Origin of the sequence: Streptomyces sp. 1114.5, from assembly GCF_003635085.1 — a bacterium.
Classification (GTDB): Bacteria; Actinomycetota; Actinomycetes; order Streptomycetales; family Streptomycetaceae; genus Kitasatospora.
The window spans coordinates 5,174,090-5,189,348 of record NZ_RBXE01000001.1 but is presented as its reverse complement, the minus strand read 5'-3'; the positions used below and the strand labels follow the sequence as shown (position 1 = coordinate 5,189,348).

The following is a 15,259-nucleotide window of genomic DNA, read 5'->3' as shown; positions in this document are numbered from 1 at the left end:
CCGCGCTGACCGCCCGCTTTCGGCCCCGGATGTCCGGAAGGAGTGGCAGGCTTGGGGGCATGTGCGGCCGCTTCGTCTCCACCACCACGCCCCAGGACCTCGTCTCCCTGCTCGGAGAGCTCCGCTGGGATCCAGCCGAGACCTTCGCACCGAGCTGGAACGTCGCCCCGACCGACCCCGTCCCGGCCGTCCTGGAGCGCGTCGACCGGGAGACCGGCGAGCTGCTGCGCCAACTGCGCCCGCTCCGCTGGGGTCTGGTCCCGTCCTGGTCCAAGGACCCGTCCGGCGGCGCCCGCATGATCAACGCCCGCTCGGAGACCGTCGACACCAAGCCCGCCTTCCGCAAGGCCTTCACCGCCCGCCGCTGCGTCATCCCCGCCGACGGCTACTACGAGTGGCGCGAGGTCCCCGCCACCGCCGACCGCAAGAAGTACAAGCAGCCGTACTTCCTCAGCACCGGCGGCGTGATGCTGATGGCCGGCCTCTACGAGTTCTGGCGCGACCGCACCCGCCCCGACGACGACCCGCTCGCCTGGCTCGCCACCGCCACCGTCATCACCACCGACGCCACCGACAGCGCCGGCCGCATCCACGACCGCATGCCCCTCACCATCGCCCCCGACGACCTCCCCGCCTGGCTCTCCCCCGCCCACACCGATCCCGTCGAACTCCACCACCTGCTGCGCCGCCCCGCCGACGGCAGGATCCGCGTCCGCGCCGTCCCCCCGACCGTCAACAGCGTCCGCAACAACGGCCCCGACCTCCTCGCCGACGCCCCCGACCCCCTGGGCCTGGCGGACTGACCGCCCTTCACCCTCCGCTGACGCACCGTCCGCACAGCACGACCGCGGCGGGCGGGTCACCACCGGTCGGTGTGGCCGACTCACGCCGGCCGCGGCACCGGTCGCCCCAGCGGGAGGAGGTACTGGATCGGTTCCTCCAGGTCGTCCAGGCCGAGGAGTTCGTGGGCCAGGTCGTCCTGGAGGCCGCCGAGGGGGTGGTGCCGAGGCCGAAGGCGGCGGCGGTGAGGAGGAGGTTCTGGGCGAGGTGGCCGGCTTCGAGGAGGCCGAGGCGCAGGGCGCGCAGGCCGTAGCGGCGGCGGAGGTGACCGAGGTCGAGGTAGACGGCGAGGACGGCGGGGGCCTCGGTGATGTCGATGGCGTTCGGGTCGACGGCCGGGCGGGAGAGGTAGGAGGAGAGGGCCTTGAGGTCGTCGAGGGCGGGCGGCGGGCCGATCGGGCGCAGGCTGCGGTGTTCGGGCAGGCACTGGTAGGTGGCGGCGGGCAGGCCGTCCACGGCGAGGGCGACCGCGCGGATCCGGACGGTGTGCAGGGCGCCCGCGCTGGGGTACGGGCGGTGGCCGGTGCCGGGGTTCTCGGCGAAGGCGGACCAGAGCAGGCCGCCGAGGGCGCCGGCGGTGAGCGGGCCGGTCAGTGGGCCGCGGGTGGAGCGGCGGGTGTGCAGCGCGTCGGCGAGGGTGACGGCGGGCAGGGGGTCGGCGGGCAGCGGGAGGTCGCCGGGCCGGGGCTGCGGGGTGGGGGCGGGCGGGAGGTCGCGCAGCGTGCTGTCCTCGGTGCGGCCGATCTGGAACTTGCTGCGCTCCAGGTACTGGTGGTCCGGGGCGTGGTGGTCGGTGGGGAAGAAGGTGAACGGCCGGTCGGTCTCCAGCAGGGTGCGGGCGGCGAGGCGGCAGACCGCCCGTTCCTCGTCGGGGCCGACGCCGAGCCGGTTGAACAGCATGTGCAGCTGGGAGGCCCAGACCCAGCCGAGCCGTTCGGCGGAGTCGGCGGGTGCGGCGGCCCGCATCCGGGCGGCGGCCTCGGTGACGCGGGCGGCCCAGTCGCCGAGCCAGGGCGCGGCCGTGCCCGCGTCGAGGGCCGCGCGCAGGGTGTGGGCGCGCCCGGCCAGGGCCTGCCGTTGGCGGGCGAACACCGTGTTGACCCGGGTGTGGACGGCGGCGCCGGGCAGCGGCCGGTACTCGGTGACCCAGCGCCAGGAGGCGGCGTGGCGGCGCAGCCAGCGCGAGGCGGCGAGTTCGTCGAGGCCGAGGGCGTGCGCGGTGGTGTGGGCGAGGTCGAGGGCGAGCGGCAGGCGGCTGTCGGGGGCCGCGCCGAGGGCGTGCAGGGCGCTGACGGCGGTGCGGGTGGAGTGGGTGAAGACCTCCTCGGCGATCGGCAGCAGGGCCGGGCCGCCGTAGCGTTCGGTCTCGGGGTCGTACGGCACCTCGGTGACCTCGCCGTGGCCGGGTGTCCGGGGGCCGTCGAGGGGGTGCGGCGGGTGGCGAGGCGGGTGAGGTCGGCGGCGAGGCGGGCGGGAGCGGGAGCGGGTCCGGCGGCGCCTGGTGGACGGCCCGGGCTTCGGTAGCGGATCCGCAGGTGGGGGCCGCCTTCGCCGTAGCGGATGAAGAACCAGTCGGTGTCCGCGAGTCCGTCCATCAGCGGGGCGAGGTCGGCGGTGAGGAAGGCGTCCGTCTCCTGGCCGGGCAGCGGCAGCGCGAGGTGCAGGCTGTGCCAGCGGGCGGTCGGCACGGCGGGGGCGGTCGGCAGCTGGTGGGTCGTCATCATGCCCTTCAGGGGAACGGGTGCGGGTGCAGCGGTAGTTCGTCGTGGCGCAGGGGCTGCCGGGTGCGGCCGAGCCGGTGCGGGACCTCCAGCAGGCGCGGCAGGCCGCGGGTGCGGCGGTTGACGTGGCCGAAGGTCATCGGCAGGGTGCCGGGGACGACGACCTTGGCGCAGTGCAGGCCGAGCCGGTCGCGGACGCCGGGTTCGTCCTGGGTGACGACCAGGACCTCCAGGCCTTCGCCGGCGAGCCGGGCGACCGTGTGCTCCAGCAGCTCGGTCAGGTCGGTGACGGGGGCGGGGGTGCCGGGCAGGCGCTGCTGCCAGGGCACCGGGGGCGGGCCGGCGAAGAGGAAGTCCAGCCGGCCCTGCGCCTCGGGCAGGGCGTTGAGGCCGACGTGGTCCTCCAGGCTGACGACCAGGTCGGGTTGTTCCAGCATCGGCCGCAGGCGCTGCGGGTCGCGCGGGCCGCCGGGGGCGGTGGAGCGGTGCGGGGCTTCCTGGACGTTGGTGACCACCTCGGCGACGGCGGAGCGGATCGCCGTCAGGGGGTCGTGGTGGGCGCCGGCGGCGAGGAGGGTGCGGGGGGCGTCGGGGTGGCCGCCGCGGTGGCGGCAGAGGGCGATCACGGCGGGGATGCCGAGGTCGTTGGTGGCATCGAGCAGGGTGAGCCGGTAGCCGAACAGGCGGGCGCGCTCGGCGAGTTCGGCGACCTGCGGGTCCTCGGTGGGGACGGTGAGGCCGGGCAGCGGGGTGCGCGCGTACCAGGCCATCAGGAAGGCGTCGCGCTCGGCGACCTCGAACAGACCGTAGAGCGCGGCCTCCTGGGGGCTGTTGCCGAGCCCGCAGCCGTTGGAGGACTCGTAGACCACCCGGGGGTGGTCGCGGTCCGGCACGTCCCAGTAGGCGACGTGTTCGGGGACGGCGACCGGGCGGCGGTGGGTGAGCGACCAGCCGTGGACCCAGTCGAGTTCCAGGTCCGGGGTGTACGGGACGGTGGCGGCGGCGGGGTGCCCGTGGTGGGCGGGGTCGGGCAGGCCGAGCCGGGCGGGGTCGAGGACCGCGCCGGGGCCCGAGGCGCGTTCCAGCGCGGCGTAGGAGGCCCGCAGGACGGTGCGGCGCCCGAGCGGGCGCATCCCGGCGAAGCGCTCCACGGCCTCGAACAGTGCCACCCGCTCGCTGGAGCGGAAGTCCGCGGCCCGCCCGTACCCGCCGTCGTCGAGCGCACGGCCGTCGGTCACCCAGGCGGAGGTGAGGGCGAAGGCCGAGTCCTCGGTGCGGAACAGCCGGCGGACCGGGCCGAACCGCTCGTCGTACAGCTCGGCCCTCAACTGCGCTGCTTCCGTACGGTCGTTGGGGCCGCGCAGGACGGCCGGGTCGGGCAGCGGGCGGGGGGTGGCGGGCAGCCGGGCCGCTTCGGGCGTGTCGGCGGGCAGCGGGTGGCAGACCGGGCAGCCGCCGACGGGACGGACCCGGTGGGTGGACCAGGTGGCGCGGGCACCGTTCACGACGTGGACGACGGCTCCGGACGGGGCGGGTACGGGTTCGGCCGCGGCCGAGTCCGTTGCAGCTTCCGCCAGTTCGGCTGCGAGGGCGGCGACCGCCTCCTCGAAGGCCGGGGTGCCGGTGCCGGCGAGCGCCAGCTCCGGGCTCTGCCAGGGCACCCGGCCGCCGGCGGTGGCGAGCCGCTGGTACTCGGTGCAGGCGAGGCAGGCGGGCGTGCCGGGGTGCAGGACGGGGCCGACCAGGGTCAGGGCGCCGTCCTCGCGCACCGGCACCAGCCGGACCGGGTGGGCCAGGGCGTGGCGGCTGAGCCGGGCGGCCAGGCCGAGGGTCCACTCGGTGAGGTGGACGACGGCGGTGCCGGTGGTGGTGGCGAGGGCCTGGTCCGGGGTGAGGACGGGGAGCGCACTCATCGGCGGCCTCCGGTGGTGACGAGGGCCGTGAAGCCGCAGCCGTCCAGGGCGTTGGCGAGCTGACGGGCGGCAGCGGTGGCGACGGCGGTGGGCCGCCAGGGGGTGGTGCGCAGGCCGGTCAGCCGGCCCAGGGCGGCGCGCAGGTCCGCTTCGCGCTCGGCGATACCGGCGAGCCAGCGGTCCGTCGAGCCCTCGTCCGTCCAGGCGGCCGGGTGGCGGCCGGCCGCGGCGAGGGGGGCGGCCGAGCCGTCGAGGGCGGTGTGGTGGGTGGCGGCGAGGCCGTGGTCGCGGGCCAGCAGCCGGGTGAGGGCGACCAGGGCGGCGTGGGCGACCGCGTCGGCGGGGGTGGCCTCGACCGCGCGGGCCCCCTCGACGGAGGCCATGAACACTGCTGTGACGTCGAATTGACTGATCGTCAGTTCCGGTGGGCGGCCGAGCTGCCGGGCCAGGACGCCGCACCAGTGCGCGGCCTGCGGGTGCTCCTGCCAGGCCGCCTCGGCCACGGCCCGTCCTCGCGGCGCCGCCTGGGTGAGGACCGCCCGGCGCAGGGCCCGACCGAGGGCGTGGTCCCGGTCGGCGCCGACCGTCACCTCGGCTCCCCCAGCCGCGGCTCCCCCGTCCGCGGCGGCCAGGTGGAGTTCGGCGGAGCGGCAGGCGGCGGCCAGCCGGGCCAGGTCCGTCCGGACCGCGCCCGCGACCAGCAGGCCCGACGGCGTGCCGCACGAGACCAGGGCGGCGGGCAGCTGCGGCAGGGCGCCGGGGGCGGGTGCGTCGAGGACGCCCAGCCGGGGATCGCCGAGCGCCGTCACCCGGCGCAGCGCCTCGGCAAGGTCCTCGGGCGGCTGGTCGGCGCCGCCGGGGCCGGCGGCCCACGGGTGGTGCTCGGCGCGCGGCGGGCGTGCCTCGGCGATCAGGACGGCGGGGCGGCCGGCGAGCAGCCGCGGGTCGTCGGCCGGATCGCCCGGGTCCGGCAGGCCTCCGAGGGCGCAGAGCAGCCGCTGGGCGGCTGCGGCGGCGAGCAGGGCGGGGAGGGCGCCCGGCCCGGCCCCGGAGGCGCTGCCCAGCCGGGCCGCCAAGGCGGCGGCGTCCTCGCGGGTCCGGGCCGGGTCGGCGGGCTCGGTGACGAACCCGCCGTCCGCACCGCACTGCACCGCGACCGCGACCGCCGCCGCGACCGGCGGCTCTCCGGCCGAGGCGACCACCCGCCCGGCGGGCAGCGCGGGGTCGGCGACCACCACCGGTGCGGCCGTGCCGCCTCGGGCGAGGGCTCGGGCCACCGCGGCGGCCAACGGGCCGTCCGGGTCGGCGGCCGCCACCACCAGGCGGACGGCCGCGAGGGCCGCCGCCGTGTCGCCGGGCGCCTGCGCCACCGAGCCGGGCCAGGGCGGCAGCCGGTCGCCGTCCGGGTGGTCCACGATCAGGTCGTGCTCGCGCAGCCGGGCGGTGACGGTGGCCAGGGCCGCCGCCACCTTCGGCTCGGTGACGGGCAGCGTCGCGGAATCGGGGCCATGGGTGGTGCTCGGGGCGAGCCGGGCGGCGAGCAGCTTCCACAGCGCGGGGAGCGCCCGGCTGCCCTCCAGGGTCAGGCTGGTGCCGCGCCCGCGCAGGTGCAGCCCGTCCCGCAGCGGGGTCGCCGCCACCCCGGGGCGCAGGTGCGGCCGTACAGCACCGGATCCGACCTCCGCCTCCGCCTCCGCCTCCGCGGCCGGCTCGGCAGCGGTCACGCGGCGCCCTCCACCACGGCGATGACCTCGTCCACCCGGTCCTGCCACCGGTGCCCGGTGAGCGCGGGCACGCTGCGGACCACCAGGTGGGCGGCCAGGTAGCGCTCCACCGGTCGGATGTCGCAGATCGCGAGCAGCCGGTAGAGGCCGTTGGTGCAGGCCCGGTAGATCAGGTAGTCCGGGCGGGTCCACATCGTGCCGTCCGGGTCGGAGCGGTGCAGCAGCTGGTGGAACTCGCTGTAACGGGTGCGCAGTTCGGCGTTCCAGCGCTCGGCGGTGGTCCGGTCGCCGAGGGCGGCCGCGCGTTCCCGGTACTCGTCCCGGCTGCCGCTCAGGTCGGCCCCGGCTGCCAGCCGTCGCTCGGCCAGGCCCCAGGCCGTCGCCGACCAGTGCGCCCAGTCCCGTTCCCAGCCCTGCGCGCCGCCGTCGGTGATCCGGGCCACCAGGGCCGTGACCGTGTCGCCGACCCGCTCCCAGCGCTGCTCGAAGGCCGCCCGCAGACGGCCGTCCGGGTCCTCGTGGACCAGGAAGTCCTCCAGGTGGGAGACCATCGAGTAGTGCCCGCCGACCAGCCCTTCGGGGTGCGCGGTGGCGTGCGCGGCGAGCACCGCCACCACCAGCTGCACCCGCGCCTCGGGGGCGTCGCCGTGTGCGCCGAGGAAGTCGCACCCCGAGCCGAGAGCCGGGAGCCCCAGGCGCAGCAACTCGTCGCGCAGATCGGCGGATTCGGCCCCGAGCAGGGCCCGCAGGGACTGTTCGGCGGCCGGGTCCACGGGCTCCACCCGGACGGTGTTGTCCGGTACCAGCGGCCCGTACGGCGGCGCGATCAGCTCGACCCGCCCGGCGACGGCGGCCTCGGCCAGCAGCTGTTCGTCGGTCCGGTCCGCGACGGACGGGTGCTCCGCCACCCAGGCCCGGAACTGCTCGGCGGCCTGCTCGGCCGCGACAGCCACCCGCGCGGAGGGGCCGCGCAGCCGCAGCCGCAGGTGCGGCCCGTACCGCCAGTGCCGCTCCACGTGCGCCTCCAGCCCCTCGGCCGCCGCCCGGCGGGCCTGCGGCAGCACGGCTTCGCGCAGCGCGCGGGCCTTGACCGGCTGGTAGTACGTCAGGACCACATCGCAGGCGGTCACGGCCTCCGGGCCGTCGGCCGGGTCACTCATCGGGCGTCTCCTCGGAGGGTGCAGCGGCGGAACGGGCGAGAGTGGAACGGGCGAGAGTGGAACGGGCGAGAGCGGAACGGGCGGCCTCGGAACCGGCAGAAGCGGAACCGGCAGCCGCGGAACGGGCAGGAGCAGGACGGGAGCGGCCGGGGCGGTACGTCTCCACCACCGACTCGACCGCCCGCACCGGCACCGCCGCCCCCGCGACGGCCGGCAGCGCCTCCTCCAGCAGGACACCGTTCGGGTACCGGGTGAGCCACTTGGCGAGGTGGTGCAGGTGCAACGGGTTGCCGAGGTCGACGGGTTGGGGCTTGGGGGCGCGCAGGTGGGCCACGAAGGCGTCGGCCGGTGTGCCCGTGGTGGTGGCGCCCGGCACCGGGTGGAGGAAGAGCTGTTCGGGGAGGCCGAGCAGGGCGCGCCAGCGCGCGGCTGCGGCCGCCGGGACTCCCTCGGGCCCGGGGTCGGCGGCGAGGTCGGCGCGCAGGGCGTCGAGGACGCCGGCCGGCAGGTGCCAGCGGCGGCGGGCGAGGACGACGTGGCGGTGGCGCAGGCGCGGGGTGCGGGTGACGGTGCCACCGGGTGCGGTGACGGCGGTGCGGGGCAGGACGGGCCGGAAGTCGACCACGCCGTTGGGGTGGTCGGCGAGCAGCGGGGCCAGCCGCTGGGGCAGCATCAGCGGGGCGAGGAAGCCCAGGTAGAGGACGTCCAGCAGCTCGCCGGTGTCGCGCAGCCGGAAGCGGAGCTGGTCGGTGGCGAGGTCGTGGACGAGGTCGAGGTCGGCTTCGGCGAGGCTGGTCCAGCGCCGGTCGGGGCCGATCTCGTCGGCGAGCAGCAGGGGGTGGAGGTTGGCGTTGAAGCCGCCGACCGGCCGGATCTGGGCGGCGCGGGCGCCTTCGCCCAGGCCGCGCCGGATCTGCCGGGCGACGTCGGCGGCGGCCTGCGGTGTGGTGGCGTCGAGGAAGCGGCTGGTGAAGCGCCCCCAGCCGCCGTAGACGTGGTTGACGCACAACAGGCCGTCGGCAGCGTCGTGTTGGACGAACCAGGCGTAGCTGAGCGGGCGGGCGGCGGTCCAGTCGGGCAGCCTGGCGGCCAGGGCGCGGACCCGCTCGGCGGGGAGCACGAGTTCCCCGCCGGTCTCCGGCAGGGCGGAGAACTCCGTTCGCAGCAGGGTGAGTTCGTCCGGCATGGCGGTGTCGGCCCAGGCGTCGGCGATCTCGGCACCGAACTCCCAGGGGGTGGCGCACACTCCGCCGATGCCGTAGCGGGCGACGAAGCGGTCGCGGGCGGCCCGGCGCATCAGGTGGCCGTGGTCGAACAGCTCGGCCAGTGCGGTGAGTTCGGCGAGTGCGGTGCGGTCGGCCGCGCTCGGCCGGGGTTGCGGCGGCGCGGCGGCGTGGACGTCCTCGCTGAGGACGGTGAGCGGTGCGGCGTCGGCCGGGACGGGCCGGCCCGCGTCGGCCAGCAGCCGGCGCCAGGTGTCGGCGAGGGAGGCCAGCAGCGCGGGGCGGCGTTCACCCGGCTCCTCCGCCAACTGCTGGGTGAGTGTGTCGAGTCGGCCGATCAGGGTGACGAGGCGGGCGTCCTCCGGCCACTGGCGCAGCCAGGCGGCGAGGCTTCGCAGCGGCTGCCGGTCCTGCGGGTCGACCGGGTCGGCGGCCACCAGAAGCCGGGCAGCGAGTAGTTGGCCGACGAAGCGGTGCACCGCCGGGTCGTCGTCCGGGCGGCCGAGGGCGGTGGCGAGGCGGGCGGCGAGCCGGTCCGGGGTGTCCGGGGTGGCGGCGAGCTCGGCGAGCAGGGCCAGTTCGGGCCGCGCCGCCAGCTCGACCTCCTCCTCGCGGGTGACCAGGTAGCGACCGCCGGCGAAGACCACTTCGCTGCGCGCGTAGTGGGCGCGGCCGTCGGCGACGCGGGCGGCGCTGGCCATCCGGTGCGGCAGGGTACGGCTGCGCCGGGGGTCGTCGAGCAGGGCCTGGACGAGCGCGGCGACCAGCGTCCGGTTCTCCCGGACGACGGCGACCGCGCGCGGGGGCCCTGACTCCCCCGCCGGCTCGTCCGCCGGCTCGTCCGTCGGTTGGTCCGCCGAGTCCGCCGGGTGCCAGCCGACCGAGGTGAACCAGGAGAGCGGGCTGGTCTTGGCGGTGGCCCGCAGGGCGTGGCGCAGGACGGCGGCCTCCTCCTTGCGGGCCCGGCCGGACCGCTCCCCCGCCGTACCGGTGTCGTGCGCCGCGCGGGCGACCGCGCGCAGCAGGTCGGCGCTGGTGAGGGCGACGGCACGGGCGAAGGCGGGTTCGCGGCAGAGGCCGGCCAGGGCGGCGCGTTCGGCGGCGAGCGCGGGCGGGAGGGTGTCGGCGAGCGCGGCGAGCACCCGGGTGCGCCGCTGCCGCAGCTCCAGCCAGGCGGCGAGGTTCGGGACGCGCTGCGGCAGGTCGGCGAGCCGGTGGAGCAGCGCGGCGCGGGGCGGGCGCCCGTTGTGCAGGTCGCGGCGGAGCGGGAGCACGACCCGGCGGTGGAACTCCTCGTCGTGCCCGGCGCGGCTGGCGTAGAGGTCGTCGCAGAGGGCGGGCCGCAGGGCCGTGTCCGCGGCCTCGACGGCACCGAGTTCGGCCAGCAGGCTCCGGACCGTCGCCGAGGCGGCGGACTGCGCGGGCCGGGCGACCACGGTGGCGCGCACGAGCGCGTGGCGCGCGGTGGACGCTGCCGGCCCGGGCTCGGCCGCAACCGGCCCGGGCTCGGACGTCGGCTCTTCCCGAGCCCTGATCGGGGACGGGTCCGGGTACAGGACTCGCGGCAGGGCACGGTTCGGCATGGTCGTTCCCTCCGACGGGGCCTGGGACCTGGCGGGCTGGCTTGCTTGCTGACTTGCTGGCTTGCTGATGGACGGGATGACCCGGCGCGTCCGCGCGGACGCGCCGGGTCATCGGTGCTGGTGCGTCAGTGCCGGTACGTCGATTCCGGCACGTCACCGCCTACTTCAGTAGGGGTACACCGGCGGGTACGGCGTCGCGCAGGACGACGATCCGCAGGAGGACGAGCTGGGGGCGCCGGAGGCACCGGTCTCCGGCAGCGCGACGGTGTCGCGCAGCGCGGTGACGGTCAGCTCACCCAGGTCGAGGCCGTCAAGGGCGAGGATCGCATCGAGCGCGAGCTCGCTCTGGGCGTGGTCGGACACGGTGGTCTCCCGAGTTCTCGGACGGGAATTGCCGGACAGGATTTGCCCGACGCGGTGTCGGTACGTGCTCCCTGACGAGACGTCAGCCGATGGTGTCGACCATCACCTGCGGCTGCGCACAGGAGGACGAGGCCTGGCAGGAGCAGGAGCCCCAGGAGGCGCCGTTCTCCGGAAGCGCGACGGTGTCGCGCAGGGAGGTGACGGTCAGCTCGCTGAGGTCGAGGTCCTGGAGGTCGAGACCGGTCGTGGCGGCGGTACGGGACATGTCGGACATGGCGAACTCCCTTTGACGTGACAGGCGTTCCGGACGATCCGGGACGCGTCTGCGAAGCGGGTGTTGCGGGATGTGCCGGGCTCCCCCGTGGGCGCGCCTGACGCGGGTCACTCGGACCCCGGCGTCGCGCCGCCCTCCGGTGATTCTAGGCCGCGGGCAACCGCCGGCGGCATGGGCCGGACGGACATTGGCCGATTGTCCGCGTTCCGGCGGCGAATCGCCGTCGTTCGTCCAGCGACACGCGGGCGATCCGCCACAGACGTCCTGATTTCACCCCGGTCACCAGTTGCCCTTCCCAGTTGAACACTCCATCTGCATACGGAATTTGACGGCACGTCAGCTCCCGCGTGCGGCCGGGCCGCACCCGGGTTCGGCGGAGGCTCCTCAGCGCAGCGGCAGCAGCCCCGGCACCGGTCCCCCGCGTCGCGAGAGGCGGCGGAGGAAGGTGGTGACGCCGGGTGTTCCGACCGCCCACGCGCGTGCCTCGACGTCCGGCTGCCGGCCCGGGAGGACCGGTCGGTCCGGCGGGCCGCCGGCTCGGGTGAGCAGCAGGGCCGCCAGGTCCTCGGCGGCCGTCCAGTGGCGCTCGTCGCCGGTGGCGGTCGCGAGGTCGACCAGCAGGTCCCCGACGCCCGCCAGGCCGCAGCAGCGGAAGACCTGGGCGGTCCTCGGTGCGAGCGTGCGGCAGGTGTCGGCCGCCTCGACGGCGAGGGCGATCAGGTGCTCGTCGTCGTAGCGCAGACCGGCCTGGACCAGCAGGCTGCCGAGTCCGGCCAGCCCCCGGCACCAGGCGAGGTAGCGGCGGGTCGCGCCGGGGCGGCGGGCGGCGTCCACGATCCGGGGCAGGTCGGCGGCGAGGCCGTCGACGATCCGGCGGGCGGTGCGCTGTGACGCCTCGTCGGGCATGGCGAGCAGGAAGTGGGCGACGCCCGCGCGGCCGTGGGCGAAGCCCTCCGCGAGTGCGGCCGTGCCGGGGTTGGGCGGGTCCTCGGGGCCGTCCACCGGCCCGGTGGTCAGCCGTACGGCGCAGGCGGCGGCTGCCGCGCGGTGCCGGTCGCCGGCCGGGCCGACCGCCGGGGCGAGGGCCGCGAGCAGCAGGTGCCCGGTGCCGATCCCGGCGGCGCCGGCGATCTGGTCGGCGCCCTCGCCGGTGCCGGGCGGCGCCTCCGGAAGGCGGTGTTCGGGCACCGCCGCCGTTCCGAGGACGGCCGCCGCCTCGGCGAGGAACAGCTCGACGCCCGTACGGCCCTGGTAGAGCGAGCCGTCCAGCCGGTCGAGGGCCGGGTGGGTCGCGGTCCAGCGGGCCAGGTCGGCGGCGGCGGCCCGGGCGTCGGGGCGGTCCGGGTGCTGGAGGAGTTCGAGGCCGAGGCCGGCTCCGCCGTCGTAGAGCGAGAGCCGGGTGCGCGGCCGTTCCGCGCCCGGGCCGGCCGCGACCAGTTCGCGGGCCATCCGTACGCAGGTGGTGACGGTGTGGTCGAGGGCCGCGTCCAGCGGGGCCCGGGCCGGCCGCACCGGTCGGCTCCGCACGAGGCCCGGGCGCTCCACCGGGCGCTCCACCGGGTCCCGGTCCGTATGCGGCCCCCGGCCCCGGTCCGGGAGCGGACCACCGCCCCGCAGGCGGGCGGCCGCGGCGCGGCGCTCCGCCGGGTCGAAGCTCAGCAGCCCCTCGACCAGGTCCGCCATCCGCTGTCCGGCCGCCGGGAGGGCGGCGCGCAGGCAGGCCAGGGTCCGGTCGCGGCCGGTCGCCGGGTCCGGGTCGATCACCACGGGGTCGAGGCCGGTGAGGGCGTAGTGCAGGGTGGTCCCGAGCGCGTAGTAGTCCTCGGTGGGGTCCTCGCCGCCGGCGTCCGGCAGGCCGTAGCCGGCGGTGGCCCCGGGCGGGCGCTCGCCCGCCAGCGCGCTCACCCCGAAGTCGACCAGCGCGGCGCGGCCGTCCTGGTCGAGCACGACGTTCGCGGGCTTGAGATCGCACACCACCACGCCGCGCGCGTGCACCGCGTCCAGGATCCGCAGCAGCCCGCGCGCCAGCTCCCACCCGTCCTGCCCCTCCGCAGCCGCAGCTCCGACCGCCGGGTACGGTCCGGAGGTCAGCACGGTCCGTCGCAGGTCGCGATGCCCGCAGGCGCCGCTGACCAGGTACTCCTCGCTGCCGTGCCGGAAGTAGTCGACCAGCGGCGGCACTCCGGGGACGCCGGCCAGCGCGGCGAGCACCCGGCGTTCGTGCCGCAGCCGACCGCGCGCGTCGGTGCCGGTGCCGTCCTCGGCGACGAAGGCCCGGGCCTGTTTGACCACCACCTCGCGCCCGGTGGCGAGCTCGACCGCGCGGTAGACGTGGCCGCTCGGCGCGCGGGTGATGCCGGCGGTGATCCGGTAGCGCCCGTCGCCGACCCGGGTGGTAGCGGTTCGGACGGCGGCGCCGTGCGCCGTGAACGGGTCGTCCGCCCACGGGGGTTGGCGGTAGCGGGCCTCGGCCAGGCCCGGGAAGACCGTGCCGTCGGGGCCGGTCATTCCCCGCTCGGCCTCGTCCTCCGTCACCCGGAACGGCCCGTAGCGGTAGTGCACCGGGGCCTCCGGTCGGATCCGGCGGTCGCTCAAAACGCCGGGGCCGGCCCATCCGGTCAGTGCCTGTGCCAACTCCAGGCCCAGTGCGCGGAGTTCGTCCGGCCTCGGGTAGACCGTGACGGCCTTTCCCACGGCGGCGGCGCCGTGCCGGCCGCTGTTGAGCTCCTGCAGCACCGCGGCGCTGCGCGCGAACTTGAAGTCGCAGGTGCGGCGCAGCAGGATCGGGACCACGACGTCCAGCAGCCCGGCCAGGTCGCCGGGTCGGGTGGACACGTGCAGTTTCCAGCCGTGCGCCAGGGCCGGCATCCGCGGGTCCTGGTGGTACCACCACTGCCCGTCGGTGCGCAGTGGCCGGGGCGGGCCGGGCTCTGCGGCGGTCAGCGCCTCGACGCGGCGTCGAAGTGCCTCGGCGGAGCCGGGGTCGGGTCGTGTGCTCAAGGGGCCCTCCCCCGGGTCCGCTTCCTACGTCTTCCTGCCTACGAGCCGTCCTGGATCAGGCCGATCCCGGACGATCCGGCCGATCGGGCTGATCAGGCGTTGAACTCGCAGGGGAAGCGGGTCGGGACGTAGGTGACCCACGGGTCGGCGAGACAGGCGACGGGCGCGAGGTCCGCGTCGAACTCGTCCTCGAACACGATCGTGTCCTCGTCGATGTCCAGCAGTCCGGCGTCGCGGATGTCGGCTACCAGTGCGCTCATGGGGTTTCCTCCCAGTGATTCCGGTCGTTGGGTCCTGCGGTTGGCCGCTCATGCTGCCAGGCCCGACCGGCCCGCGACAGGACTCTGACGGATCTTCGAACCCGTCTACGACAGGAGGGTGGTTCCGTTTGTGGACGCCTTCTCCGCACGCCCTCACATACCGCCGGACCCCGCCATCACCACCGGCCCCTCCGGGCGTGTCCGACGATCCCGCCGGGCGCGCGAATTGTCAGACGCCCCGCAGACGGCGCTCCCGCAGTCGGCGTGCCCGCAGGTACTCGCGGCCGAGCAGCCGCAGGGCGGCGGGCTTGGACGGGCTCGCCGAGCGGCGGAGCAGGGCGCCCAGGTCGGCGCGGGCGGCGGCGCTGGTGAGTTCGTCCACGCCGACCATGCACCGCACCATCGGCCGGTGGACGGCGGGTACCAGGTCGACGACGGCCCCGGCCTCGGCGAGGGTGCGGTCGACCAGGTCGAGCTGCGCACCGAGCAGTGCCCGTACGGCGGGCAGGTCGCGGGCCTGTTCCAGGTCGGCCCGGGTGAGGCCGTGCGTAGTGAGCGTCTGCTCGGGGATGGTCAGCCGGCCGGCCGCCAGGTCCTCGGCGAGGTCGTTGACGAAGTCGAGCCGCTGGCTGGCGTCGATGAAGGTGCGGCAGCCGGCCCGGTAGGCGCTCTGGTCGCCGCCGGGGCCGAGCAGTGCGGCGACGACCATGAAGCCGGGCAGTGAGTAGCCGTCGACGTAGGCCTGGTAGTCCTGCTCGGTGGCGAAGCCGGTGAAGTCGAGGTCGGCCTCCGCCGCAGCGAGGAAGTCCAGGACCCGGTCCCGCAGGACGGGGTGCGCGTGGACGCTGTTCAGCAGGGGGCGCAGCTCGGGATCGTCGGTGCGGTCGGCGGCCAGGCTCTCGGTGACCTGCCGCTGCCAGCGGGTGGCGGCGGCCCGGCGCTGCGCGAGGGGGCCGCTGTCGAGCAGGGTGTCGGTGCGGTGCATGAAGGCGGCCGCGGCGATCACGTGCGGGACGGTCCGGTCGGGCAGCAGCAGGGCCGCGGCGAGCGTGACCTCGCGCTTGTAGCGGGTGACCTGCTGCCGTTGCCGGCCGTAGTCGGCCCGCAGTGTCGGGTCCTGCACGCCGGCCGCGTCCAGCGCCCGCTCCCACCTGCTCACTCGCTTCACCCAATCATCTGTTCGATTGGTGTCGAGCGT

The 15,259-nt window shown here is 76.5% G+C and carries 11 protein-coding genes and 1 pseudogene; 1 reads left to right on the top strand and 11 read right to left on the bottom strand.

From position 1 onward, the window contains the following. Positions 1-59: 59 nt before the first annotated feature. Entirely contained in the window at positions 60-803 is a 744-nt protein-coding gene (locus BX285_RS22940) for an SOS response-associated peptidase (RefSeq protein ID WP_121176951.1), read from the top strand. A 7-nt stretch (positions 804-810) separates the two neighbouring features. Here BX285_RS22940 and BX285_RS38585 read toward each other — a convergent pair whose 3' ends face one another. The 11 genes and pseudogenes from BX285_RS38585 to BX285_RS22895 form a co-directional block, all read right to left on the bottom strand. After that, on the bottom strand, positions 811-2,223 hold the full coding sequence (locus BX285_RS38585; RefSeq protein WP_259470645.1) for a thiopeptide-type bacteriocin biosynthesis protein: 1,413 nt from the start codon (positions 2,221-2,223) through the stop codon (positions 811-813). 176 nt (positions 2,224-2,399) lie between these two features. Continuing rightward, positions 2,400-2,561: pseudogene (locus BX285_RS38580) on the bottom strand (hypothetical protein); the annotation flags it as partial. Between the two features lie 8 nt (positions 2,562-2,569). Beyond that, positions 2,570-4,474, bottom strand: coding sequence for a TOMM precursor leader peptide-binding protein (locus BX285_RS22930; protein WP_121176948.1), 1,905 nt, complete (start codon positions 4,472-4,474; stop codon positions 2,570-2,572). Then, positions 4,471-6,198: a hypothetical protein gene (locus BX285_RS22925; protein ID WP_121176946.1), complete on the bottom strand. Its 1,728-nt coding sequence runs from the start codon at positions 6,196-6,198 to the stop codon at positions 4,471-4,473. The genes BX285_RS22930 and BX285_RS22925 overlap by 4 nt, the downstream gene beginning before the upstream one ends. Continuing rightward, positions 6,195-7,358 carry a lantibiotic dehydratase C-terminal domain-containing protein gene (locus BX285_RS22920; protein WP_121176943.1) on the bottom strand — a complete coding sequence of 388 codons (1,164 nt, stop codon included), beginning with the start codon at positions 7,356-7,358 and terminating at the stop codon, positions 6,195-6,197. The genes BX285_RS22925 and BX285_RS22920 overlap by 4 nt, the downstream gene beginning before the upstream one ends. Continuing rightward, complete coding sequence (locus tag BX285_RS22915) at positions 7,351-10,164, bottom strand: lantibiotic dehydratase (protein ID WP_121176941.1); 2,814 nt, start codon at positions 10,162-10,164, stop codon at positions 7,351-7,353. The genes BX285_RS22920 and BX285_RS22915 overlap by 8 nt, the downstream gene beginning before the upstream one ends. Positions 10,165-10,329: 165 nt before the next feature. Then, on the bottom strand, positions 10,330-10,527 hold the full coding sequence (locus BX285_RS22910) for a thiazolylpeptide-type bacteriocin (protein WP_257032972.1): 198 nt from the start codon (positions 10,525-10,527) through the stop codon (positions 10,330-10,332). A gap of 82 nt (positions 10,528-10,609) precedes the next feature. Then, the gene (locus BX285_RS22905; protein WP_257032971.1) at positions 10,610-10,801 is read right to left on the bottom strand and encodes a thiazolylpeptide-type bacteriocin; all 192 of its coding nucleotides are present in this window, start codon (positions 10,799-10,801) and stop codon (positions 10,610-10,612) included. A 384-nt stretch (positions 10,802-11,185) separates the two neighbouring features. After that, positions 11,186-13,801, bottom strand: a complete 2,616-nt coding sequence (gene lanL / locus BX285_RS22900; protein ID WP_220783933.1) for a class IV lanthionine synthetase LanL — start codon at positions 13,799-13,801, stop codon at positions 11,186-11,188. Positions 13,802-13,893: 92 nt separating this feature from the next. Then, complete coding sequence (locus BX285_RS37480) at positions 13,894-14,061, bottom strand: SflA family class IV lanthipeptide (RefSeq protein ID WP_179853008.1); 168 nt, start codon at positions 14,059-14,061, stop codon at positions 13,894-13,896. 229 nt (positions 14,062-14,290) lie between these two features. Further along, entirely contained in the window at positions 14,291-15,220 is a 930-nt protein-coding gene (locus tag BX285_RS22895; protein WP_121176935.1) for a squalene/phytoene synthase family protein, read from the bottom strand. Positions 15,221-15,259: the final 39 nt, after the last annotated feature.